Annotated in this window: 23 protein-coding genes; 11 read left to right on the top strand and 12 right to left on the bottom strand. The window is 68.6% G+C overall.

Annotated features, from left to right (window positions below):
* Positions 1-106 precede the first annotated feature (106 nt).
* Positions 107-331, top strand: a complete 225-nt coding sequence (locus tag G6N47_RS09965) for a ribbon-helix-helix protein, CopG family (RefSeq protein ID WP_083131111.1) — start codon at positions 107-109, stop codon at positions 329-331.
* Complete coding sequence (locus G6N47_RS09960; protein WP_083131112.1) at positions 328-750, top strand: type II toxin-antitoxin system VapC family toxin; 423 nt, start codon at positions 328-330, stop codon at positions 748-750. Before G6N47_RS09965 ends, G6N47_RS09960 begins: the two co-directional genes overlap by 4 nt.
* 58 nt (positions 751-808) lie before the next feature.
* Here the strand turns inward: G6N47_RS09960 and G6N47_RS09955 are convergent, their stop codons facing one another.
* Positions 809-2,890 (bottom strand): acyl-CoA dehydrogenase, encoded by a 2,082-nt coding sequence (locus tag G6N47_RS09955; protein ID WP_083131113.1) that lies wholly within the window; start codon positions 2,888-2,890, stop codon positions 809-811.
* A 239-nt stretch (positions 2,891-3,129) separates the two neighbouring features.
* On the opposite strand from G6N47_RS09955, the gene kstR reads away from it, so the two are divergent.
* A complete protein-coding gene (gene kstR, locus G6N47_RS09950; protein ID WP_163659790.1) occupies positions 3,130-3,735 on the top strand; it encodes a cholesterol catabolism transcriptional regulator KstR in 606 nt (201 codons plus the stop codon).
* Between the two features lie 7 nt (positions 3,736-3,742).
* Here the strand turns inward: kstR and G6N47_RS09945 are convergent, their stop codons facing one another.
* On the bottom strand, positions 3,743-4,816 hold the full coding sequence (locus G6N47_RS09945) for a LacI family DNA-binding transcriptional regulator (protein ID WP_083131115.1): 1,074 nt from the start codon (positions 4,814-4,816) through the stop codon (positions 3,743-3,745).
* Between the two features lie 19 nt (positions 4,817-4,835).
* The gene (locus G6N47_RS09940; RefSeq protein WP_083131116.1) at positions 4,836-5,678 is read right to left on the bottom strand and encodes a sulfurtransferase; all 843 of its coding nucleotides are present in this window, start codon (positions 5,676-5,678) and stop codon (positions 4,836-4,838) included.
* Positions 5,679-5,696: 18 nt separating this feature from the next.
* Between G6N47_RS09940 and G6N47_RS09935 the strand changes: the two genes are divergently transcribed.
* From G6N47_RS09935 to G6N47_RS09925, 3 genes are read left to right on the top strand one after another with little or no spacing between them, the layout of a single operon-like run.
* A complete protein-coding gene (locus tag G6N47_RS09935) occupies positions 5,697-6,455 on the top strand; it encodes a LamB/YcsF family protein (RefSeq protein WP_083131117.1) in 759 nt (252 codons plus the stop codon).
* A complete protein-coding gene (locus G6N47_RS09930) occupies positions 6,455-7,375 on the top strand; it encodes an MBL fold metallo-hydrolase (RefSeq protein WP_083131118.1) in 921 nt (306 codons plus the stop codon). Before G6N47_RS09935 ends, G6N47_RS09930 begins: the two co-directional genes overlap by 1 nt.
* Before the next feature lie 5 nt (positions 7,376-7,380).
* Complete coding sequence (locus G6N47_RS09925) at positions 7,381-8,622, top strand: SLC13 family permease (protein WP_083131119.1); 1,242 nt, start codon at positions 7,381-7,383, stop codon at positions 8,620-8,622.
* Here G6N47_RS09925 and G6N47_RS09920 read toward each other — a convergent pair.
* Genes G6N47_RS09920 through carD form a run of 6 tightly spaced genes read right to left on the bottom strand, consistent with a single transcriptional unit; the run spans position 8,619 to position 13,468 of the window.
* A complete protein-coding gene (locus tag G6N47_RS09920; protein ID WP_372517521.1) occupies positions 8,619-9,491 on the bottom strand; it encodes a glycerophosphodiester phosphodiesterase family protein in 873 nt (290 codons plus the stop codon). The genes G6N47_RS09925 and G6N47_RS09920 overlap by 4 nt on opposite strands.
* A 10-nt stretch (positions 9,492-9,501) precedes the next feature.
* On the bottom strand, positions 9,502-10,434 hold the full coding sequence (gene rlmB, locus G6N47_RS09915) for a 23S rRNA (guanosine(2251)-2'-O)-methyltransferase RlmB (protein ID WP_083131121.1): 933 nt from the start codon (positions 10,432-10,434) through the stop codon (positions 9,502-9,504).
* Positions 10,424-11,836 (bottom strand): cysteine--tRNA ligase, encoded by a 1,413-nt coding sequence (gene cysS / locus G6N47_RS09910; protein ID WP_083131122.1) that lies wholly within the window; start codon positions 11,834-11,836, stop codon positions 10,424-10,426. Before cysS ends, rlmB begins: the two co-directional genes overlap by 11 nt.
* 11 nt (positions 11,837-11,847) lie before the next feature.
* A complete protein-coding gene (ispF, locus tag G6N47_RS09905; RefSeq protein ID WP_083131123.1) occupies positions 11,848-12,318 on the bottom strand; it encodes a 2-C-methyl-D-erythritol 2,4-cyclodiphosphate synthase in 471 nt (156 codons plus the stop codon).
* Complete coding sequence (gene ispD, locus G6N47_RS09900; protein WP_139799416.1) at positions 12,315-12,983, bottom strand: 2-C-methyl-D-erythritol 4-phosphate cytidylyltransferase; 669 nt, start codon at positions 12,981-12,983, stop codon at positions 12,315-12,317. Before ispD ends, ispF begins: the two co-directional genes overlap by 4 nt.
* Positions 12,980-13,468 (bottom strand): RNA polymerase-binding transcription factor CarD, encoded by a 489-nt coding sequence (gene carD, locus G6N47_RS09895; protein ID WP_045382876.1) that lies wholly within the window; start codon positions 13,466-13,468, stop codon positions 12,980-12,982. Before carD ends, ispD begins: the two co-directional genes overlap by 4 nt.
* 343 nt (positions 13,469-13,811) lie before the next feature.
* Here carD and G6N47_RS09890 point away from each other — a divergent pair, with 343 nt between their 5' ends.
* From G6N47_RS09890 to disA, 3 genes are read left to right on the top strand one after another with little or no spacing between them, the layout of a single operon-like run.
* Positions 13,812-14,345 carry a hypothetical protein gene (locus G6N47_RS09890; protein ID WP_083131125.1) on the top strand — a complete coding sequence of 178 codons (534 nt, stop codon included), beginning with the start codon at positions 13,812-13,814 and terminating at the stop codon, positions 14,343-14,345.
* Positions 14,346-14,380: 35 nt separating this feature from the next.
* On the top strand, positions 14,381-15,796 hold the full coding sequence (gene radA / locus G6N47_RS09885; protein ID WP_083131126.1) for a DNA repair protein RadA: 1,416 nt from the start codon (positions 14,381-14,383) through the stop codon (positions 15,794-15,796).
* 14 nt (positions 15,797-15,810) lie between these two features.
* Positions 15,811-16,920 (top strand): DNA integrity scanning diadenylate cyclase DisA, encoded by a 1,110-nt coding sequence (gene disA, locus G6N47_RS09880; protein ID WP_139799417.1) that lies wholly within the window; start codon positions 15,811-15,813, stop codon positions 16,918-16,920.
* A gap of 4 nt (positions 16,921-16,924) precedes the next feature.
* Here disA and G6N47_RS09875 read toward each other — a convergent pair whose 3' ends face one another.
* The 3 genes from G6N47_RS09875 to G6N47_RS09865 are packed head-to-tail and all read right to left on the bottom strand — an operon-like array spanning position 16,925 to position 20,911.
* Positions 16,925-17,728 (bottom strand): hypothetical protein, encoded by an 804-nt coding sequence (locus G6N47_RS09875; protein ID WP_179966376.1) that lies wholly within the window; start codon positions 17,726-17,728, stop codon positions 16,925-16,927.
* 20 nt (positions 17,729-17,748) lie between these two features.
* Entirely contained in the window at positions 17,749-20,592 is a 2,844-nt protein-coding gene (locus G6N47_RS09870; protein ID WP_232080168.1) for an MMPL/RND family transporter, read from the bottom strand.
* On the bottom strand, positions 20,585-20,911 hold the full coding sequence (locus G6N47_RS09865) for a hypothetical protein (RefSeq protein ID WP_083131130.1): 327 nt from the start codon (positions 20,909-20,911) through the stop codon (positions 20,585-20,587). The genes G6N47_RS09870 and G6N47_RS09865 overlap by 8 nt, the downstream gene beginning before the upstream one ends.
* Before the next feature lie 133 nt (positions 20,912-21,044).
* On the opposite strand from G6N47_RS09865, the gene G6N47_RS09860 reads away from it, so the two are divergent.
* Both G6N47_RS09860 and G6N47_RS09855 read left to right on the top strand, forming a co-directional pair.
* Entirely contained in the window at positions 21,045-22,247 is a 1,203-nt protein-coding gene (locus G6N47_RS09860; protein WP_083131131.1) for a sensor histidine kinase, read from the top strand.
* A 2-nt stretch (positions 22,248-22,249) separates the two neighbouring features.
* A complete protein-coding gene (locus tag G6N47_RS09855; protein WP_083131132.1) occupies positions 22,250-22,915 on the top strand; it encodes a response regulator transcription factor in 666 nt (221 codons plus the stop codon).
* The last annotated feature ends 38 nt before the right edge of the window (positions 22,916-22,953 follow it).

Genomic DNA, 22,953 nt, shown 5'->3' with positions numbered 1-22,953 from the left:
CGACGCGTGGTGATCGGCGACATCGACAGCTTGCGCCGGCAATTGAGTTGAGCCGTCCGCAGGCGTACCAATAGCTGGCATGCCATATATACGGTAAGGTGGCACCGTGAAGAAGACGACGATCTATCTGGACGACGCCACCGACAGTCGGCTCGCCGAAATGTCGCGGCGACGTGGCCGTTCGCGGGCTGCCCTGATCCGTGACGCGGTCGAGCGCATGATCGTCGACGACGATCGGCCGCCCCGCCGTCCGCGCCCCCTGGGCGCGAGCGGCCACCCAGACACCTCCGAGCGGGTAGACGAGGTTCTCGCGGAGGGATTCGGTGAGTGATCGTCTTGGACACCGGCGGCCTCTACGCGCTGCTGGACTCGTCCGACAGCTACCACCACGACGCGCATCGGGCGATTGACGGCTACGACGGCCCTCTATTGCTGTCGCCGTTGATCCTGGCGGAGACCGATTACCTCGTGTCTAAACGACTAGGGCGGCGGGCCGAGTCTGCGTTCTTAGCTGACGTGACCGAAAGGGTCTATCGTCTGGTGGGTTTCGACGACGAGGACCTCGAGTCAGCAGTGAACCTGGTGAACACGTATGCCGACATGAATATTGGGATAGCGGACGCCTCGGTAGCAGTGATCGCTCGGCGTTACCGGACCGTCGATCTACTCAGCGTCGATCGACACTTTCGCGCGATTGGACCGTTATGGGGGGAAGCGTTCAGTCTGCTTCCCCTCGACGCTCGAAAGTGAAATGCCCGACACATTTTCGGCGTGTCACGTCGTCAAATTCACTCTCGCGGAAAGCTCATCAGCGCGGCAGCCCCAGCAGCCGTTCGGCGGCCAGCGTGAGCAGGATCTGCTCGGTGCCACCGGCGATCGTCAGGCAGCGGGTGTTGAGGAAATCCTGGACGGTCGAGTCTTCGACGAGGCCCGCACCTTCGGTCAGCTCCATCCGGTATTCGGCCAGCGCCTGTCGGTAGCGCACCCCGATGAGCTTGCGCACGCTGGATTGCGCGCCCGGATCCTGGCCGCCGACGGCCAGTTGGGCGATCCGCTGGTCAAGCAGCGCGCCGGCCTGCGCGGTAATGATCAACTGCCCCAACCGATCCTGCTGAGCGTCGTCGAGATCGCGGTCGGCCACTGCCTTGAGCAGTTCCTCCATCGGGTTGCCCAGTGCGGTGCCGGTGGCCATCGCGACCCGCTCGTTGGCCAGCGTGGTGCGGGCCAGCCGCCAGCCGTCGTTCACGTCGCCGACGACCATCTCATCGGGCACGAACACGCCGTCGAGGAAGACCTCGTTGAACAACGCGGCGCCGGTGATCTCCCGCAGCGGCCGGATCTCGATGCCCGGCGAGCTCATGTCGACCAGGAAGTAGCTGATGCCCTTGTGTTTCGGGGCCTCCGGGTCGGTGCGGGCCAGACACACACCCCACTGCGCCTTGTGCGCCGACGACGTCCACACCTTCTGCCCGGTCAGCTTCCAGCCGCCGTCGACCCGTTCGGCCTTGGTGCGCAGCGACGCGAGGTCCGAGCCGGCACCGGGCTCGGAAAACAGTTGGCACCAAAAGATTTCGCCGCGCAGAGTGGCCGGCACGAAGCGCTCGATCTGTTCGGGGGTGCCGTGCTCGAGGATGGTCGGGGCGGCCCACCAACCGATCACAAGGTCAGGCCGCGACACCCCGGCGGCCGCCATCTCCTGGTCGATCAGCAGCTGCTCGGCCGGTCCGGCGCCGCGGCCGTGGGGCGGGGGCCAGTGCGGTGCCAGCAGGCCCTTTTCGGCCAGCGCCGCCTGCCGCTCGTCTTCGGGCAGCGCGGCGATCTCGGCGACCGCCTCGGCGATCTGGGGCCGCAGGTCGGCGACGTCGCTCAGGTCGATGGAGAGGTTGCGTCGCGCACCGGCCTGGGTCAGCGCGGCGGTGCGACGTAGCCAGCGCGCCGGCCCGCCGAGGAATTGGCCGATGGCGTAGGCGCGCCGCAGGTACAGGTGCGCGTCGTGCTCCCAGGTGATGCCGATGCCGCCGAGCACCTGGATGCAGTCCTTGACGTTGGCCTTGGCGGCCTCGATACCGATAGCCGCGGCAATGGCCGCCGCGATGCGCAACTGCTCCGGGTCGGCTGCGGCGTGTGCGGCGTCGGCCGCGGCGACCGCGGATTGTTCTGCACGGCAGAGCATTTCGGCGCAAATGTGCTTGATCGCCTGGAAGCTGCCGATCGGTTTGCCGAACTGCTCGCGCACCTTCGCGTAGGCGACGGCGGTGTCCAGCGCCCACCGGGCCACTCCGGCCGTCTCGGCCGCCAGCACGGTTGCGGCCAGATCCTCCAGGTGCGGCGCGTCGAGCACGGTGGCGGGCGCCGACGCCAGCTCTACCCGCGCCAGCGGCCGGGAGAAGTCGGTGGCCTGCAGCGGCTCGATCGTCACACCGTCGGCGGTGGCGTCGACGAGCAGCCATTTGTCACCGGCCGGCAGCACCAGCAAGCCCTCGCCGTCGGCGCCCAGCACCCACGGCAAGCTGCCCGACGCCCGCGAACCGTCGAAGGCCACATCCCCGGCCAGCGCCAGCCCGGCGACCCGCTCACCCGATACCAGCGAAGGGTCGCTCACCACCAGCGTGGCGAGCGCCGTCGTCGCGACTGGACCGGGAACCAGCGCCTTCGCCGCCTCGTCGACCATCGCGCACAGGTCGTCGATGGTTCCGCCGGCGCCGCCGCGGTCCTCCGGAACCGCGACACCGAACAGGCCCAGGCTGGCCAGGCCCTCGTACACCGGCCGCCAGGCCTCGGGCTTGCCCTGCTCGATGTCGCGAATCGCGGCGGTGGTACCCGCGCCGGCGGCCCAATCGCGCACCAACTCACGCGCCGCGAACTGTTCGTCGGTGATAGTGGCTGGCACGTTGAGGCTCCTCGGTCGACTAGAACGTGTTCTAATAGTGCCAGCGATCGACCGTCAAGTCGAACGCCATCGCAGCAGGACGCTCCGGTGTCCCGACTGCAGCGAGATGGGAAATTCGCGCTCTGCGTGCGTATCGTTTGAGCGGGAACGCAACAGAAGGAGCTGCCCGTCACATGTCGTCGCCAGCGAACGCCAATTCGGGTCGCTCCGGGGATGCACAGCCCCGTGAGGTCATGAACGTGGCGGTTTTGGCCGAGTCCGAGCTCGGGTCCGAGGCGCAGCGGGAGCGTCGCAAACGCATTCTGGACGCGACGATGGCGATTGCCTCCAAGGGCGGCTACGAAGCAGTTCAGATGCGCGCGGTGGCCGACCGGGCGGACGTCGCTGTCGGCACGCTGTACCGCTACTTTCCATCCAAGGTGCATTTGCTGGTTTCGGCGCTGGGCCGCGAGTTCGAGCGCATCGACGCCAAGACCGACCGGTCCACACTGACAGGCGGAACGCCTTATCAGCGGCTGAATTTCATGATCAACAGGCTCAACCGGGCGATGCAGCGCAACCCGCTGCTGACCGAGGCCATGACCCGCGCGTATGTCTTTGCCGACGCGTCGGCGGCCGGCGAGGTGGACCACGTCGAGAAGGTCATCGATTCCATGTTCGCCCGCGCGATGGCCGAAGGCGAACCGACCGAGGAGGAGTACCACATCGCTCGGGTGCTCTCGAATGTCTGGACGTCGAACCTGCTCGCCTGGCTCACCCGTCGGGCATCGGCGACGGACGTGAGCAAGCGGCTGGACTTGGCCGTGCGGCTGCTGATCGGCGACCAGGAGCACCCGAAGATTTAGCCCGGATCTACGCCGGCGGGCCGGCGGTCCGTCCCCGGATCAGCGTCGTTTCCAGCAACTCGACCGACGGATGGCTTCCGTCTTCGTGCAAGAGCTCACCGGCGCGACGGCCCTTGTGCAGGCTTGGTTGCGCGACCGTGGTCAGCCCGCGACGCCGCGCCTCGGGCACCCCGTCGAAGCCGGTCACGGTCATCTGACCTGGAACGTAGATGCCCCGGCCGCGCAGGTAGTCCATTGCCGACAGGGCGAGGACGTCGGCGGTGCACATCAGCGCGGTGATGCGCGGGTTGGCCTGCAGCGCGACCTCGGCGGCGGCACCGCCCGACGTGGGCGTGTGCTCGTAGCTTTCGACGACCGTCAGTGACTCCGGGTCGACGCCGGCGGCCGCCATCGCGTCGCGAGCACCGTGGATACGTTCGGCTTGCACCTGAAACGTGGCAGACCTCAGACGTCCCGAGTTGACCACCCCTTCGCGCCGATCCCGGCGCAGCCGCATGGTCAGCAGCCCGATCTGGCGATGGCCGAAGCCGAGCACGTGGTCGGCGAGCTCGCGCATCGCGCCCCGGTCGTCGATGCCGACCCGCGACGTGCCGGGGACGTCTTTGGGCTGATCGACCACGACGACAGGCAGCCGTCGTTGCAGCGCGACCTGCAGATAGGGGTCGTCGTCGGACACCGAATACACTACGAAGCCGTCGACGCCCGCCGCGAGTACCGATTCGGATCCCTTGGCCACCGTGCGGCTTGGCCCGACGGCGATCAGCATCAGTCCCTGGCCCCGCTCCTCGCACGACTGTGCCAGTCCCGCAACGAAATCCAGCGCGGCGGGGTCACTGAACGAATAGGTCAGTGGTTCGGTGCTGACCAGGCCCACCGCGCCGGCTTTGCGGGTGCGCAGCGACCGCGCGACCGGATCGGGCCCCGGATACCCCAGTCGTTTGGCGGCGGCCAGCACCCGCTCCCGCAGTTCGGGCGACAGTTGGTCGGGCCGGTTGTAGGCATTGGAGATGGTGGTCCGCGACACCTTGAGCTCGGCGGCGAGCGATGCCAGGGTCGCCCGCCGTCGCGGCGTGGGACTCATGTCCCGTGAGGCTACCGGTTCAACCGTGCTCGCCACGGGCTACCGGCCGCCCGGGATCCAAAATCCACTCCGACCACGAGCCGGGATACAACGCCGCGTCCACCCCGGTGGCGGCCAGCGCCGCGACGACCACTGAGGCGGTGACCCCTGAGCCGCAGTACACACCGGTGTCGGCATCGTATTCAGCGAACAGCTCACGCAGTTGCGTGTCGGGCAGGAACGTGCCGTCAGTTCCAAGCACGCTGGTGCTGGCCACGTTTTTGGCGCCCGGAATGTGGCCGGCGACCGGATCGACGGGTTCGACGTCGCCGCGGAAGCGTTCGGGCGCGCGGGCGTCGAGCAATAGGAAGTCTGCGGCCTGTTCCGCCGTCAGCGTGCGCCGGGCTCCGGCATACAGGTCGCTGTGCGGCACCGTGACGTCGCCGGGCTCGGGTGTGACGGTCCCGGCCTCGAGCGGGCCGCCGGCCGCGAGCCACGCGGCCAGGCCGCCGTCGAGGATGCGAACGTCGTCGAGGCCCGCCGCCGTCAGCACCCACCAGGCCCGCGCCGAACCGGCCCGATTCCAGTCGTCGTAGGCCACCACCGGCACACCTCGACGGATGCCCCACCGCCGCGCGGCCGCCTCGACGCTGCGTCCGGAGGGCAGCGGATGGCGGCCCCGGCCGGTCACGGCGTGGTCGGTGAGTTCGTCCTCGAGCGACACGTACACGGCGCCCGGAATGTGGCCGTGGCGGTAGGCCGCAAGCCCGTCGGGCTCGCTGAGCTGCCAGCGCACATCGAGAATCGTCACCGGTCGACCCTTGCCGATGCGCTCCGCTAGCTCGGTCGCGGTAATCAAGACCTCGGCACGTGTGCTCTCCACGGCCCTAAGCTAACCTCCGTGGCCTCCGTGGATCTCAACGCCGACCTGGGCGAGGGCTTCGGCGTCTGGCGGCTCGGTGACGACGACGCGATGCTCGGCATCGTCACCAGCGCCAACGTGGCGTGCGGCTTCCACGCGGGCGACCCGGCCGGGCTGTTGCGGGTCTGCCGCATCGCCGCCGAACGGGGTGTGCGCATCGGCGCGCAGGTGAGCTACCGCGACCTGGCCGGTTTCGGCAGACGCTTCATCGACGTCACCGCAGAAGATCTGCTCGCCGACGTCGTGTATCAGATCGGCGCCCTGCAAGGCCTGGCGCAGGCTGCCGGCTCGGCGGTGTCCTACGTCAAACCCCATGGCGCGCTGTACAACACGATCGTGACCAACCATACGCAGGCCGCCGCGGTCGCCGAGGCGGTGCGGTCGGTGGACCCCGGGCTGCCGGTGCTGGGCCTGGCGGGTTCGGCATTTTTCGACGAGGCCGCGCAACGCGGCCTTCGCACCGTGCCGGAAGCTTTCGCTGATCGCGCCTACCGGGCGGACGGCCAGCTGGTGTCCCGGCGTGAACCCGGCGCGGTCTTACACGACCCGGCGGCGATCGCCGAGCGGGTCGTCACGATGGTGACCAAAGGCCGCGTCGTCGCCGTCGAGGGATCGTCAATCTCCGTAAGCGTGGAATCTGTTTGTGTGCATGGTGATTCGCCGGGGGCGGTGCAGATCGCCGCGGCGGTGCGCGATCGCCTGAAGGCCGACGGTATCGACGTGAAGGCGTTCAGCTGATGCGGCTGCGTCTCGGGCGCCCGGACATCGCCCGGTATGCCCACCGGTTCACCGTTCCCGCTGCGGGTTCTGGTGCGCCGCTGGCGGTGACGTGGCTGGGAGTCTCCACGCTGCTGCTCGACGACGGAGCTTCGGCGCTTCTGACCGACGGCTACTTCTCCCGGCCCAGCCTGGCGCGCATCGCGCTGCGCAAAGTGGCACCCTCGCCGGCCCGGGTCGACGGCTGCCTGGCCCGGGCCAAGGTCTCGCGGCTGGAGGCCGTGATCCCGGTGCATACGCATATCGACCACGCCTTGGATTCCGCGCTGGTGGCCGACCGCACCGGCGCGCAACTGGTCGGCGGCGAATCGGCTGCCAACATCGGCCGCGGGTATGGACTGCCGGCGGACCGCATAACGGTGGCAGCCTCAGGCGAACCAATTGTGTTGGGCGCCTTCGAGTTGACGTTGTTCGAATCCCGGCACTGCCCACCCGATCGGGTTCCCGGCGCGATCACCGAACCAGTGGTGCCGCCGGTGAGAGCTTCGGCCTACCGGTGCGGGGAGGCCTGGTCGGCGATTGTGCACCATCGATCGTCGGGCCGGCGGTGCCTGATCCAGGGCAGCGCCGGTTTCGTCGAAGGCGCGCTGGCCGGGCAGCGCGCCGACGTAGCCTACCTCGGCGTGGGACAGCTTGGCCTGCAGCCGGAAAGCTATCTTGTCGACTACTGGACCGAGACGGTGCGCACGGTGGGTGCGCGCCGCGTGGTGCCGATCCACTGGGACGACCTCTTCCGCCCGCTGTCGAAACCGTTGCGGGCGTTGCCCTATGCGGGCGACGATTTGGATGCCTCGATGCGAGTCCTCGACCGGCTGGCCGCCGAGGACGGAATCACACTGGATATGCCGACGGTGTGGCGACGCGAAGACCCCTGGAACTAACAACATTGACCTTGCTCGTCGCACTGCTGCTTCTTGCCGTCGTGCTGGCGTTCGCGGTCGCCCGGCCGCGGGGATGGCCGGAGGCATTCGCCGCCGTCCCCGCCGTCGCCGTGCTGCTCGGCGTCGGCGCGATCTCGCTGCATCAGGCCGTGGCCGAAGTGGCGAGCCTGGCGCGGGTGGTCGCGTTCCTGGGTGCGGTGCTGGTGCTGGCCAAACTCTGCGACGACGAGGGCCTGTTCGAGGCTGCCGGCGCGGCACTGGCGCACTCCCGCTTTGGGCCGCGACGGCTGCTGCGGCAGGTGTTCGTCATTGCCGCGGTGATCACCGCTGCGCTGAGCCTGGACGCCACCGTGGTGCTGTTGACTCCGGTGGTGCTGGCCACGGTCCGGTGGCTGCGCGCGCCGGTGCGCCCACACGCGTATGCCAGCGCGCATCTGGCCAACGCCGCGTCGCTTCTGCTTCCGGTGTCGAATCTGACCAACCTGCTCGCGTTTCATGTCGCGGACCTGTCGTTCGTCAAATTCACGGTATTGATGACGCTGCCGTGGCTGGCGGCGGTGGTCAGCGTGTACGTGGTATTTCGGTGGTTTTTCAGGCGTGATCTGAGCGTGGTGCCGGATCGTCAGGAAATCGGGCCGCCGGCCCGGCCACCGGTGTTCGTTCTGGTGGTGGTCGCGCTGACGTTGGCGGGGTTTGCGATCGCCGAAGCCGCCGGCGTGGCACCGGCCTGGGCGGCGCTGGCGGGCGCGTCGGTGCTGGCGGTGCGCAGCCTCGCTCGCCGGCACACCTCGGTGGTTGAGATCGTGCGCGCGGTCAACGTTCCGTTCCTGTTGTTCGTGCTCGCACTGGGTGTGGTGGTGCAGGCCGTGATGCTCAACGGGTTCGCCGACGGCATGCGGGCGGTCCTGCCGACGGGTTCGGGTCTGCTTGCGCTGCTGGGCATCGCGGCCGTTGCGGCGGTGCTGGCGAACATCGTCAACAACCTGCCGGCGACGCTGGTGCTGGTGCCGCTGGCCGCGAGCAGCGGGCCGGCGGCGATCCTGGCGGTGCTGATCGGGGTGAACATCGGACCCAACCTGACCTATGTCGGGTCGCTGTCGAACCTGCTGTGGCGCAGGGTGTTACGTCGCCACGACGTTCCGGCCAGCGTCGGCGAATACACCCGGCTCGGGCTGTGCACGGTGCCCACCGCGCTCGTCGCGGCGGTGCTGGCGCTGTGGGCCAGTGTGCGGCTGCTCGGCGTCTAATAGCTCGGCGGCAGCGGCATGCCGAGATCGGCCATCACCGCGCGCAAAGCCACGGGATCGTCGGTGATGATGCCGTCGACGCCGTCGTCGATCTGCTGGCGCATGGTCGCGGTGTCGTTGATGGTCCACGGAAGCACCTTGAGCCCCAACGCATGTGCCCGGTCGACAAACGGCTTGTCGACCAGCCAGTAGGCGGGCGAGACGATGCTTGCGCCGATCATCCTGGCGGCGATCACCGGATCACCGACGACGGCGGGGTTGATCCCGGCCAGCCACGGCGAATCCGGTTGCCACGTCGCCTGATTCCATAAGGTCACAACGGGAATCGACGGCTCCGCCTGCCGCACCAACGGCAGCGTTCGCCAGTCGAAACTTTGTATCTCGACGCGGTCGGTCTTGCCCGCGGCCCGGACCGCGGCAAGGATCACGTCGACGAACTCCTGCGGGCCGGCCGTCGCCGTCGGCTGCTCGGGATCCACCTTCGTTTCGATGTCGTAGCGGACGTCTGCGCGATACGAGTCGGTGAGTGCGAAGATCTCAGGCAGCGTAGCGATCCGGTCGCCGCAGTCAAGAGTGCGGATCTGGGCGAGGGTCAGCTCGTGCACCAGCTTTCCGACGTAGGGATACTGCGGGTCGGCGTGCGAAACGGGGCCGGTATCGGTGCACTTTCGCAGCTGCATGTCCTGGTCGTGCCACACCACCGGTTGGTGATCTTTGGTGATGCCGATATCGAATTCCAAAGTGGTAACGCCGATTTCAAGCGCGGCGGCGGCACCGCGATGCGCCACCACGTCGAAATCGGGTTGCTGTGCGACGGCCGTCGGGTACGGGACGATGACAATGACGGCTGCCAGTGCCAGTGCCCGCAGCCGCATGCCGTCAATGCCTGCGCTGGCGCGCGATTTCGGCAAGTACTACCCCGGCGGCCACCGAGGCATTCAGCGACTCGGCGGGGCCGGCCATCGGGATCGACACCACCGCGTCGCAGTTCTCCCGCACCAGCCGCGACAGGCCCTTGCCTTCCGATCCGACCACCACGGCCACCGGGCCGGTGGCGTCCAGGTGGTCGAGTGTCGTGTCGCCGTCCGCGTCCAGCCCGACCAGCTGCACACCTCGGCCGGCCCAATCCTTGAGCGTGCGAGTCAGATTGGTGGCCCGCGCAATCGGAACCCGCGCCGCTGCGCCGGCGCTGGTCCGCCACGCCACCGCCGTCACCGAAGCTGAGCGCCGCTGCGGGATCAGCACGCCATGACCGGCGAACGCGGCGACCGACCGCACGATCGCCCCCAGGTTGCGCGGGTCGGAGATGTTGTCCAGTGCGACCAGCAGTGCGGGCGGGGATTCCATCGCCGCCGCAAGGAGGTCGTCGGGATGGGCGTATTCGTAGGGCGGAACCTGCAGCGCGATGCCCTGATGCAGGCCGTTGGTTGTCATCCGGTCCAGATCGGCGCGCGGCACCTCGAGGATCGCAATACCGGAATCTGCTGCGCGAGTAACGGATTCGGTAAGCCGCTCGTCTGCCTGAGCGCCGAGCGCAACATAAAGGGCGGTCGCCGGCACACCGGCCCGCAGACATTCCAGCACCGGGTTGCGGCCCAGGACGGTCTCGGTTTCGTCCTGGACGCGTTTAACCGGCCGGCGCGCTTGAGCTTTGGCGCGTTTGGCGGCCGGATGGTGGGGCCGCATATGTGCCGGCGGCGTCGCGCCGCGGCCTTCCAACCCTCGTCGGCGCACACCCCCCGAACCGACGGTGGGCCCTTTCTTGGTGCCGGGCTTGCGGACCGCGCCGCGGCGCCGCGAATTACCGGGCATCGGTTTCGGTTCCCAACGACCACTGCGGTCCATCGGCGGTGTCGGTGACTTCGATGCCCGCGTCCTTGAGCCGGTTGCGGATCTCGTCGGCCAGGGCCCAATCGCGTTGTTCGCGAGCCTTTTCCCGTCGTTCCAGCTCCGAACGCACCAGCACGTCGACGGCCGCCAGCGCAGCCGAGGCCTCGTCGTGGGACTCCCACCGCTCGTCGAGGGGATCGCAGCCCAGGACGCCCATCATCGCTCGGATGGCGGCGGCATGAGCCAGCGCGCGCTCGTGGTCGCCGGCGTCGAGCGCCCGGTTGCCCTCCGCGCGGGCATGGTGCACCTCGGCCAGTGCGATCGGCACCGCGAGATCGTCGTCGAGTGCTTCGGCGAACCGCGGTGTCCACTGTCCGGGGACGACGACGCCCACCCGGTTGCGCACCCGGTGCAGAAAGTCCTCGATACCGACGTAGGCGTTGACCGCGTCCTGCAGCGCGGTCTCGGAGAACTCCAGCATCGAGCGGTAGTGCGCGCTGCCTAGGTAGTAGCGCAACTCGGCGGGCCGCACCCGCTCCAGCATCGCCGGGATCGCCAGGACGTTGCCCAGCGACTTGCTCATCTTTTCGCCGCCCATGGTGACCCAGCCGTTGTGCAGCCAGTAGCGGGCGAACCCGTCGCCGGCCGCGCGGCTCTGGGCAATCTCGTTCTCGTGATGCGGGAAGACCAAATCCATTCCGCCGCAATGGATGTCGAAATCCGGACCGAGGTAGGTGCGGGCCATGGCCGAGCATTCCAGATGCCAGCCGGGCCGCCCGCGCCCCCATGGTGTGGGCCACGACGGCTCGCCGGGCTTGGCGCCCTTCCACAGCGTGAAGTCGCGCTGGTCGCGCTTGCCGGTCGCCACGCCCTCACCCTGGTGGACGTCGTCGATCTTGTGGCCGGAGAGCTGGCCGTAGTCGGGATAGCTCAGCACGTCGAAGTACACGTCGCCGTTGCCGGTGTAGGCATGTCCGGTGCAGATCAGCCGCTCGATCAACTCGACCATCTGGGTGATGTGCCCGGTGGCGCGGGGCTCCGCCGACGGCGGCAAGACGCCCAGCGCATCGTAGGCGGCGGTGAACGCCCGCTCGTAGGTGGCCGCCCATTCCCACCAGGGCCGGCCGGCCGCGGCGGCCTTGTTGAGGATCTTGTCGTCGATGTCGGTGACGTTGCGGATGAACGCGACGTCGTAGCCGCGGGCCAGTAGCCAGCGACGCAGAATGTCGAAGGCCACCCCGCTGCGAACATGGCCGATGTGCGGCAGGCCCTGCACGGTGGCGCCGCACAGATAGATCGAGACGTGGCCGGACCGCAGCGGGACGAAATCACGCACGGCGCCGGTCGCCGTGTCGTGTAGCCGCAGCTGGGCGCGATCGGTCACGACGTGCCAGCTTACCGGGCTACTACCAGCGCCGTTGCTATGGCCGCAAGGCCCTCGCCGCGGCCGGTGAGGCCCAGGCCGTCGGTCGTGGTCGCCGACACCGACACCGGAGCGCCCAGCAGAGCGGACAGCAGCTCCTGCGCCTCGGCGCGACGCGGACCCACCTTGGGCTGGTTTCCGATCACCTGGACGGCGGCGTTGCCGAGCCGCCACCCGCCGGACCCAATGAGCTCGGCGACGTGGCGCAGCATGTCGGCTCCGCTGACGCCGGCCCAGCGGGGGTCGTCGACGCCGAACACGCTGCCGATATCGCCGAGTCCGGCCGCGGACAACAGCGCGTCGCACAACGCGTGCGCGGCGACATCGCCGTCGGAGTGGCCGGCACAGCCGTCGGCGTCGGGAAAAAACAGGCCCAGCAGCCAGCACGGCCGGCCCCGCTCGATCGGGTGCACGTCGGTGCCCAGGCCGACCCGGAGGTTCACTGCGCCACGATGGCCTGCGCCAAGAGCAGGTCTAGCCGGGTGGTGATCTTGAAGGCCAGCGGGTCGCCGTCGACCACCTGGACCTGACCGCCGATGTGCTCGACCATCGACGCGTCGTCGGTGAAATCAGCGGTTGCGGCCCGCTCGTAGGCGCGCTGCAGCAGTTCGGTGGCAAATCCCTGCGGGGTCTGCACCGCCCGCAGACCGGCTCGTTCCGGCGTGCCCAGCACCACCCCGTTGGCGTCGACAGCCTTGATGGTGTCGGGCACCGGCAGCGCGGGCACGACGGCCGAATGACCCGACCGCAGCGCCTCGACGACGCGGACGACCAACCGCGGTGGCGTCAGGGCCCGTGCCGCGTCGTGGACCAGTACAAACTCCGGTTCGCCGGCAGCCGCCAATGCCCGTGCGACCGACTCGCTGCGATTGGCCCCACCTGCCACGATCGTGGCGACGTGGCCCAGGATCAGCTTGGCCTGATCAGTGCGATCCGCGGGCACCGCCACGACCACGCGATCGACCACGCCGGATTCCAGCAGGCCGGTGACGGCCCGTTCGACCAGGGTCCGGCCGTCGAGATGAAAGAACGCTTTGGGAACACCTGCGGCTAGCCGCTCACCCGATCCAGCGGCCGGGACTACCGCGACCGTGCCCGTCACAGTCAGGAGGCTGCGGCCAGAACCTCGTCGAGGATGGTCTCCGCCTTGGCGTCATCGGTGCTTTCGGCCAGCGCCAGCTCCCCGACCAGGATCTGGCGCGCCTTGGCCAGCATGCGCTTCTCGCCGGCGGACAGCCCGCGCTCCTGGTCGCGGCGCCACAGGTCACGCACGACCTCGGCGACCTTGTTGACGTCACCGGAGGCAAGTTTCTCGAGGTTGGCCTTGTAGCGGCGCGACCAGTTGGTGGGCTCCTCGGTGTGCGGGGCGCGCAGCACCTGGAACACCTTGTCGAGGCCTTCCTGGCCAACCACATCGCGCACGCCCACGTACTCGGCGTTCTCGGCGGGGACTCGAACGGTCAGGTCACCCTGCGCCACCTTCAAGACGAGATATTCCTTTTGTTCCCCTTTTATGGTCCGGGTTTCGATCGCCTCGATTAGCGCTGCACCGTGGTGTGGATAGACAACGGTGTCACCGACCTTGAAAATCATCTGGTTCGAGCCCCTTTCGTTGCTTCGATCTTAACACGGCGCCTCGACACACGCGGAACAACGGTGCAGGTCAGGGGCACCGCACGCCAAGGGTGGGGGTTGACAGACCGGTGAATTCGTGCATGGCACCGACCTTTTGGGAACCCGGCGGAGGGCACCAGAAGATCGTACTGCGCTGCGCTGAGCCCTGTGCTACCGCCCGCCTGGCCGACCTACTACTGTGCATAGTCGAACTGCGACGAGGCCGCTCGGCGACGATGCGGACCGCGTGCGGTGCGAGGAGGAGCCGAGCAATCGGGGCTTGAGCAGGAGGCTTTGAGTGAACCGCTTAGACAGACGCTCGATGACCGTCGCCGCGCTGGCCGGCGCGCTCCTGCTCACCGGCTGCGGCAGCGGCCAGCTCTCCCAGACCGCCGCCCAGGTGCCCGCCGTCAACGGCGCCCAGGCGGTGGTCGGCAGCGTCGCGCTGCGCAATGTCCACATCCAGGCCGTGCAAACCGGCGACTTCTTGCGGCCGGGCCAGTCGGTGGACCTGGTGGCGGCGCTCAGCAACCAGTCACCGGACACCGCCGACAAACTGGTGGCCATCACCACCGACATCGGCACGGTGACGCTGTCCGGCGACACCCGGCTCCCGTCGGCCGGGATGCTGTTCGTCGGTACCGCCGACGGTCAGAACATCAAGGCCGTCAACGCCGTCGAGCCCGCTCACACCGCGAAGGCGGCCGTGGCGTTGACCAAGCCGATCACCAACGGGCTCACCTACAACTTCACCTTCACTTTCGAAAAGGCGGGCAGCGCCAGCCTGCCGGTGCCGATTTCGGCCGGTCTGGCACCCCGTAAGAGCGAAACCCCGGGGCCGGCCGAGCATCATTAGGCCGCAATGTCGTACCCGGCGGATACCGTCGGTCCGTGGCCAAGACACGTTCGCAATACCGCTGTTCGGAGTGCCACCATGTCACCCCTAAATGGGTGGGGCGCTGCCTGGAATGCGGCACCTGGGGCACGGTCGACGAAGTCGCGGTGCTGTCCGCTGTCAGCGGCAATGCCCGCCGGCCGGTAGCGCCGACATCGGTCGCGGTGCCGATCAGCTCCATCGAGCCGCGCAGCGCCCGGCACTGCCCCACCGGGGTCGACGAGCTCGACCGGGTGCTCGGCGGCGGCGTCGTGCCCGGCTCGGTGACGTTGCTGGCCGGCGATCCGGGGGTGGGTAAGTCGACGTTGCTGCTGGAGGTCGCCCACCGGTGGGCGCAATCCGGCCGGCGGGCGTTGTACGTGTCCGGTGAGGAGTCCCTCGGCCAGATCCGGATGCGGGCCGACCGGACCGGCTGCAGCCACGACGAGGTTTTCCTGGCCGCCGAGTCCGACCTGCACACGGTGCTCGGCCACATCGACGTCGTGCGGCCCACGCTGGTCGTGGTGGACTCCGTGCAGACCATGTCGAGCACCGACGCCGACGGTGTCACCGGCGGGGTCACGCAGGTCCGCGCGGTGACGACGGCCCTAACAGCCGCGGCGAAGAGCACCGCGGTGGCGATGATCCTGGTCGGCCACGTCACCAAGGACGGGGCCATCGCGGGGCCGCGCTCGCTGGAACATCTGGTCGACGTGGTGCTGCACTTCGAGGGCGATCGCAACTCCGCCCTGCGCATGGTTCGCGGGCTCAAGAACCGGTTCGGCGCGGCCGACGAAGTCGGTTGCTTCCTTCTGCACGACGGCGGCATCGACGGCGTAACCGATCCGTCCGGCCTGTTTTTAGATCAGCGGCCGCATCCGGTTCCGGGAACCGCGATCACGGTGACGCTGGACGGCAAGCGCCCGCTGGTCGGTGAGGTTCAGGCGCTGCTCGCGACGCCGCCGGATGGCCGCCCAGGGCGCGCGGTCAGCGGCATCGACCATGCCCGCGCCGCGATGATCACGGCGGTGCTGGAAAAGCATGCGCAGCTTAGGATTTCGGTCAACGACACCTTCCTTTCCACCGTCGGGGGCATGCGGTTGACCGACCCGTCGACCGACCTCGCGGTGGCGACCGCGTTGGCTTCGGCCTACGCGAGCCTGCCGCTGCCCACCACGGCGGTGATGATCGGCGAGGTCGGGTTGGCGGGCGATCTGCGTCGGGTCACGGGGATGGACCGCCGGCTGGCCGAAGCGGCCCGGCAGGGCTTCACCACCGCCCTGATTCCGCCCGGATGCGGCGCAACACCGACGGGGTTACGCATCCTGGAGGCGCCCACCATCGTCGCGGCGCTGCACCACATGCTCGACATCGTCGAGCACGCCGCGCGCACTCCGCCGCCACTGCGCCTGCTTGATCCGCCGCCCGCATAGCACAATGGCTGGTAATGACTGCGAGCAAGACGACCAGAATCGGTGTGGTGCCGGCGGCGCGGCCCACCCTGCGTGAGGCCGTCGGCCGGCTGGCGCCGGGCACCGCCCTGCGCGACGGCCTGGAGCGCATCCTGCGCGGCCGCACCGGTGCCCTGATCGTGCTCGGCTACGACGACAGCGTCGAGGCCATCTGCGACGGCGGCTTCTCCCTCGACGTCCGCTACGCGCCGACCCGGCTGCGCGAGCTGTGCAAGATGGACGGGGCCGTCGTGCTGTCCACCGACGGCGGCCGCATCCTGCGGGCCAACGTGCAGCTGGTGCCTGACCCGTCGATCCCCACCGACGAGTCCGGCACGCGGCATCGCTCTGCCGAGCGGGCCGCCATCCAGACCGGCTACCCGGTGATCTCGGTCAGCCACTCGATGAACATCGTGACGGTCTACGTCGCGGGCGAGCGCCACGTGCTGGCCGATTCGGCGACCATCTTGTCGCGGGCCAACCAGGCCATCGCCACGTTGGAGCGCTACAAGATCCGGCTCGACGAGGTCAGCCGCCAGCTGTCGAGGGCGGAGATCGAAGACTTCGTCACGCTGCGCGAGGTGATGACCGTGGTGCAGCGGCTGGAGTTGGTCCGCCGGATCGGCCTGGTGATCGACTACGACGTCGTCGAACTGGGCACCGACGGTCGTCAGCTGCGGCTGCAGCTCGAGGAGCTGCTCGGCGGTAACGACACCGCGCGCGAGCTGATCGTGCGCGATTACCACGCCAACCCAGAACCGCTGTCGGTGGCCGAGGTCACCGCCACCCTCGACGAGCTGGACGCCCTGTCGGATACCGAGCTGCTCGACTTCACCGTGCTGGCAAAGGTTTTCGGATACCCGTCGACCGCCGAAGCGCAGGACTCGTCGATGAGCCCGCGGGGCTACCGGGCGATGGCCGGCATCCCGCGGCTGCAGTTCGCCCACGTCGACCGGCTGGTGCGCGAGTTCGGCTCGCTGCAGGGTCTGCTGGCGGCCAGTGCCAGCGACCTGCAGTCGGTGGAGGGCATCGGCGAGATGTGGGCCCGGCACGTGCGCGAGGGGCTGTCGCACTTGGCCGAGACCATCGCCGACCCGATCAGGTAGCTGCTCAGTTGCCGCCGGGAGCGGCCGGCCCGGGCGGCGGGCCGAGCTCACCGGGCGCGGGCAAGCCGGGCGACGGCGGCGTTCCCGGCGGTGGCGCACCGGGCGCGCCGGGCGGACCCGGCTCGGCCAGGATGAACGGCACCGGCGCCGAGCGCAGGTTGCCCAGCTGCACCACGAGGTTGTAGGTGCCCGGCCCGATCGGCTGGCGCGGCAGCGGACAGTGCGGCGCCGATCCCATGCCCGTCCAGGTCACCGCCGTGGTCACCTGCTCACCGGGCGCGAAGGTCTTCACCAGCGTCTCGTTGGACGGCGCGCAATCGAGGTTGGACCACAGCCGCTTGTTGTCCAGCGAATACACGTAGGCGGCCAGCACCGCGGCGCCGACGTCGCGTTTGCAGGCCACCAGCCCGATGTTGGTGACGACCATGGTGAACTTCGGCTGGTCGCCGATGGCGTATTGAGGCGCGTTGGTCAGACCTTTGACGGCCAGTGTCGAGTCGGGGCAGTCGTCGCCCTCCTTGAGCACCGGCGGCGGCTGCACAGCCGCGGTCGGCGTCTCGGAGGGAGCCTGGTTCTGCGCCGCCGGCGGCGTCACCGGGGTCTCGACCTGCGGCTGCTGAATCGGAGACTTCGCGGGGGTTGCGGCAGTGGGCTTGTCGCTCGTTTTGGCGCCCGCACTGCTGCTCATGATCGCGACGATGGTCGCGACCACGATTCCGATCACGACGACCGCGATGCCCAGCGCAAGCCCCCTGCGCCGCCAGTAGATCTCCGGCGGCAACGGCCCATGCGGTTCCAGATCCAGCACATTCACACCGTAAGGCCAGGTCACACTGACACGAGCGACCGTTCTCGGCGTGTCGCGAGGCTGGTCCGGCCGACCGTGACCCGGCGGGGCCACCAAAACCAGCGATTCAGCAACGCCACGAGTGAGGGAAGCAGGAAGGTCCGGACGATCAATGTGTCCAGTAGCAGCCCGACACCGACGGTCAGGCCGGTCTGCGCGACAGGCTGCACGGTGCTGGCCATCAGGGCGAACATCGTGATCCCGAAGACGACGCCGGCCGTCGTCACCACCCCGCCCGTGCCGGCGAAGGCACGCACGATGCCCGTCCCGATACCGGCGCGGACCTCCTCGCGGATTCGCATCGCCAGCAGCAGGTTGTAGTCGGCGCCGACGGCCACCAGCGCGATGAACGCGATCGGCGCGACGGCCCAGTGCATTTCCTGGCCGAGCAGATGCCGGCACACCAGGCCGCTGACCGCCACCGCCGAGGCGTACGAGACGATCACCGTGCCCATCACCGCCGCGGCCGCCACCGGGCTGCGCAGCATCACTGCGACGATCAAAAAGATCAGCGCCAGCGTCGCGACCACCAGCAACCGGAAGTCGTGGGCGACGAAGACTTGCAGGTCGTTGGTCACCGGACCGACGCCGGCCAGGTCCACCTCGGTGGGGGTCAGCGTGCCCTCCTTGGTGGCTTCGGCGACCGCGGTCCGGACCTGCTCGGCGCGGCGCGCGCCGTCGGCTCCCCACTCGTCGCGATTGCCGTAGACCAGCAGATAGGTTGCGTGCCCGTCGCCAGACATCAAGTCTTTCAACACTTCTCGGTATCTCGGGTCCGACAGCGCGCGCGACGGCAGGTAGAAGCCGCCCGCCGCGCTGCTGCGGAAACCGGCGTCGAGGTCGCGCAGGTAGTCGGTGAGCTCACGCACCTGCGGGCCGAGCGAGCCCAGGGTGTCTCTCAGGTCGCCGGTGGCCGACCTTGCCTGGCCGAGCACGTCGCGCATCGACTGCAAGGTTCGGGGTAGCCCGGCCAAACCCGCTGTCGCCGTGCCTGAACCTGACGTCAATTTAACTGCCCCGCTGGACAATTCAGTGGAACTGTGGACCACGGCGTCGACGGGTTCGACGACACGCGCCACCGCAGAGCAAATCGGGTTGGCCGGGCAGTCGGCGGTGTTGGTGACGAAGCCGCGCAACGGGTCCAGGTACTCCGACACGGTAATGATGTTGGTTTGCAAACCGTCCAAGCCGGCGCGCATATCGTCGGCGCCGGAGTTGATTTCGCCCAGGCCGGCGGCGCTGCCGGCCATGCCCCGGCCCAGTTGGTCCACCGTCGCGGCCATCCGCGACAACATGGCGTCCAGGTCACCCGCCCGCTGGAGGCGTTGCACCAGCGAATCGATCCCGGCGCCGAATCGCTCCCCCAGCAGGCTCGCCTGGTGGCTCAGGGTGGCCTCGTCGGGCACTGTGCCGGCCGGCCGGCTGGCCGATTGCACCATCCGCACGCCCGGTATCGCCATGATCTGGCGGGTGATCCGCTCGATGGCGATCAGGCTCGCGGGATTGCGCAGGTCGTGGTCAGCCCCGACGGTTACCACATCGGGAAACAGCTGATTCGCCGGGAAATGCTGGTCGACCGCTCGATAACCGCGACTGGAATCGGCGCCGGCGGGCGTGGCCGCCGGTTCGTTCCAGCCGGGCCGCAACCCGGCCACCGGCAGCGCAAGGACGAGGACGACCAGGCCGCTGGCAACCAAGACCGGCCCGGGCCAGCGCGCGACGACGACCCCCATCCGCCGCCAGCGGCGTGCGATCATCGACGGTCGGGGTTCCAGCAGGCCACGACGCCCAGCCAGGCTGATCAACGCCGGGGTCAGAGTAAGTGCAGCTGCCATCCCCGTCAATATGCCGATGGCGCAAGGCATTCCGACGCTGCGAAACATGCCTACTTTGGCCAGGTTCAGGCAGGCCAACGCGACCGCCATCGTCAGCGCAGATCCCACGACCACCGGCGCGACACCGCGGTACGCCTGCTCCAGCGCGGCGGCCGGGCCGATTCCGCGTCTGCGGCCCTCGTGGTAGCGACCGATCAGAAAGATCGCGTAGTCGGTGCCCGCACCGAGCAGCATCGCCGCAATCATCGCCACCGAGAACAGCGACACTTCCACCACGTTGTGCCCACCCAACAGCGCCACCAATGGCCGCGCCACAGCCAGCGCCAGGCCCACCGACACCAGCGGGATGGCAGCAGCGACCGGTGAGCGGTAGACGACCAGCAGCAAGATCAGGATCACCGCGATCGTGGCCGCGGTGATCAGCAGCATCTGCCGGTCGATGGCGGCGAATTCGTCGGAGATGGTGGCGCCCGGCCCAGTGACGTAGACATGCAGACCTTCGGGCGGCGCCAGCCGAGCTACCGTGTGGCGCACTGCGGTGACCGCGTCGGCGGCCGCCGAGGTGCCCAGCATCCCCGACAGACGCAGCATCACATTCGCCGAACGACCGTCATGGCTCAACGCGGCCGATTCGGTGAGCGGCACCGCCCACAGGTCGGTGACGGCGGTGACGTGGGAGGTGTCGGATCGCAACGCCGACACCAGGGTGTCGTAGTAGTGCCGGTCCGTCGGCCGCAACGGCTGATCGCGTTCCAGCACAACGTAATTGATGTTGTTGCTGGGGACGTTGCCGAACAGTTCGGCCGAGCGCCTCGCCGCGATCGAGCTGGCCGCCGATGCCGGCATGAACGACCGGGAGTGCGACGCCACGACCCGCTCCAGCTGCGGCACCACTGTGTTGGCCAGCCCGGCCGCGACGATCCATCCGAGCACGACCAGTGCGCCGCGTCGACTGATGAAACGTGCTGCCCGGGTGAGTAGCTCAGGCAACGGTCTGCTCGGCACTTTGTTCGGATCGCAGCCGCCGTGACCGCTTGGCGGCCGCATCCAGTAGGGCGCGCAGGCCCGGTTCGGCAGCGGCGATCTCGGCGCGGGCCTGCTCGACCGAGATGTCGCCGTCCAGCCGGGCGGTCACCGCGGTGATCCAGCGCTGCTGCAGCGAAAGCAGCAGCCCCTCTTCACCGCCGAAAAGCCGCTCGACGTCGGGCAGGTTGCCATTGCAATGCAGTGCTGCATCAGGGTTTTCGGCGGCCCGGTCGATCAGGTCGGCCATGAAAGCCATCCGCTCGTGCAGTTGTGTCCACGTCATGGCTGTGACGCTAGGGAAATGCGGAGCGCCCGTCGTCGTGCCAGGGTCCGGTTTTCGGGCTCCTACCACGGTCGGAGTCGGACTCCGTCTGCAGCATGATGTATGGTGCGCCGAACCCTTCTACGATGGGCCGATGAGGCGCGTGATCGATTTCGTGTGCGATCGGGTGCGCCAACGCGCCGTGCTGATACCGCCCGGGTATTCCTGGAACTTCGTCCTCATGGTCGACACCGCCATGGTGCTGTTCCTTGTCGCGTCGATTATGCAGCGCGGCCGCGCCGACCTGCCCGCCTCAGGCATTGCGGCGCTGCTGGCGCTCGCGCCGTTGCTGCTGTTCTTCCTGGCCGGCGTCAGGTTTCTGCCGGGCCTGGTCTGGGCCACCTCGTTTGCGGCGACAACCGTCCTGCTCTTCGCGACCTCGACACCGGTCGCTGGAGACGTGGCGCCGGTATTGCTGGTGGTGGCCCTGGGGTGTACGGCCGCACTGGGCCCGATGCTTGTCGGGACACTTGCCCTGGGATCGGCGGTGGCGCTGCTGGTGGTGGCTGCCGGGATGCATCGGCTTGACGAGCTGGCGTTGTATCTGGGCATGGTCGCAATGGGTTGGCTGATGGGCATTCTGACGCGAATCCAGGCGCAGTTGATCGTCAAACAGCAAGAGATGCAGGCGGATCTGGCCGAGCACGCCGTGGCCGACGAGCGGCGGCGGATCGCCCGTGAGGTGCACGACGTCATCGCCCATTCCCTTTCCGTCACAATGCTTCACGTGACAGGGGCCCGGCATGCGCTGCAGCGGGACCGTGATATCGACGACGCGGTCGATGCGCTGACCGACGCCGAGCGGCTGGGCCGTCAGGCGATGGCCGATATCCGCCGCACGGTCGGGCTGCTCGATGCCGGCCCGGCGAAGATGGCCCCGGAACCCGGAATCGCCGACATCCCTGATCTGGTCGACGATTTCGTCCAGGCGGGGTTGCCGGTCACACTGCGCAGCCAGGGTGACCCCAATCGGGTGTCAGCGGCGGTCGGATTGGCGCTCTACCGGATCACTCAGGAGTCGCTGGCCAACATCGCCAAACACGCACCCGAATCGAAAGCCACAGTGCAGCTGGTGGTTTCGCCATCAGCGGCGGTGCTGTCGGTGGTCAACACGGTGCCGGTGGCGGTGGGTGCCACGCGCGCATCGCGAGACGGTCGTGGGCTGGCCGGCATGCGCCAACGAGTGGAGCTGCTTGGCGGCGTGATCGACGCCGGACCGTCCGGCAACGAGTGGTCGGTGCGCGCCGAGATTCCGTTGAGCGACCCGATCCCCCCGACGCGACGGTGTCCACTGTAGACATGGGCGCCGCCGAGATTTCCGTCTTACTGGTCGACGACCAGGATCTGGTTCGGTCCGGCCTGCGCCGGATTCTGCGCCGCAAGGACGGATTCGTCATTGTCGCGGAATGCGCTGACGGCGACGAGGTTTGCGATGCGGTCGCCGAGCATCGCCCCGACGTGGTGGTGATGGATCTGCGGATGAAGCGGGTCGACGGAATCGAGGCCACCCGCAGGCTCGCCGCCACCGATTCGCCGCCGGTGCTGGCGCTGACCACGTTCAACGACGACGAGCTGCTCTCGGGTGCGCTGCGGGCCGGTGCCTCGGGATTCGTGCTCAAGGATTCCTCCGCCGAGGAGCTGATCCGCGCGGTGCGGGCCGTCGCCCAGGGTGATGCCTACCTCGACCCGGCGGTCACGTCACGCGTGCTCTCCACTTATCGGCGGGTCGCCGGTGAACACCGCCCGCAAGCCGTCGCCGACCTGACTGCGCGCGAGCGCGACGTGCTGCGGCTGGTCGGGCAGGGCCGGTCGAACGCCGAAATCGCCTGCGAATTGTGCATTTCCGAGCTGACGGTCAAAAGCCACATCGGACGGATCTTCGTCAAGCTCAACCTGCGCGACCGCGCCGCGGCCATCGTGTACGCCTACGACCACGGCATCGTCGCGCCGCGCTACGCGGGTTGACTCAAGGTTGTTGCCAACGACTTTCCAGCCAGTTCTGA

The organism is Mycobacterium branderi (assembly GCF_010728725.1).
Lineage (GTDB): Bacteria > Actinomycetota > Actinomycetes > Mycobacteriales > Mycobacteriaceae > Mycobacterium > Mycobacterium branderi.
This window is presented reverse-complemented; position numbering and strand designations above follow the sequence as displayed.

What these genes read in the sequence shown, in the direction of transcription:
- G6N47_RS09945 (WP_083131115.1), bottom strand. Translation starts at nt 4,816, where the DNA reads ATGAGTCCCACGCCGCGACGGCGGGCGACCCTGGCATCGCTCGCCGCC.
- carD (WP_045382876.1), bottom strand. Translation starts at nt 13,468, where the DNA reads ATGATTTTCAAGGTCGGTGACACCGTTGTCTATCCACACCACGGTGCA.
- G6N47_RS09865 (WP_083131130.1), bottom strand. Translation starts at nt 20,911, where the DNA reads ATGACGTGGACACAACTGCACGAGCGGATGGCTTTCATGGCCGACCTG.
- G6N47_RS09860 (WP_083131131.1), top strand. Translation starts at nt 21,045, where the DNA reads ATGAGGCGCGTGATCGATTTCGTGTGCGATCGGGTGCGCCAACGCGCC.
- G6N47_RS09855 (WP_083131132.1), top strand. Translation starts at nt 22,250, where the DNA reads ATGGGCGCCGCCGAGATTTCCGTCTTACTGGTCGACGACCAGGATCTG.
- rlmB (WP_083131121.1), bottom strand. Translation starts at nt 10,434, where the DNA reads ATGCCCGGTAATTCGCGGCGCCGCGGCGCGGTCCGCAAGCCCGGCACC.
- disA (WP_139799417.1), top strand. Translation starts at nt 15,811, where the DNA reads ATGACTGCGAGCAAGACGACCAGAATCGGTGTGGTGCCGGCGGCGCGG.
- G6N47_RS09890 (WP_083131125.1), top strand. Translation starts at nt 13,812, where the DNA reads ATGACCGTCGCCGCGCTGGCCGGCGCGCTCCTGCTCACCGGCTGCGGC.
- G6N47_RS09930 (WP_083131118.1), top strand. Translation starts at nt 6,455, where the DNA reads ATGCGGCTGCGTCTCGGGCGCCCGGACATCGCCCGGTATGCCCACCGG.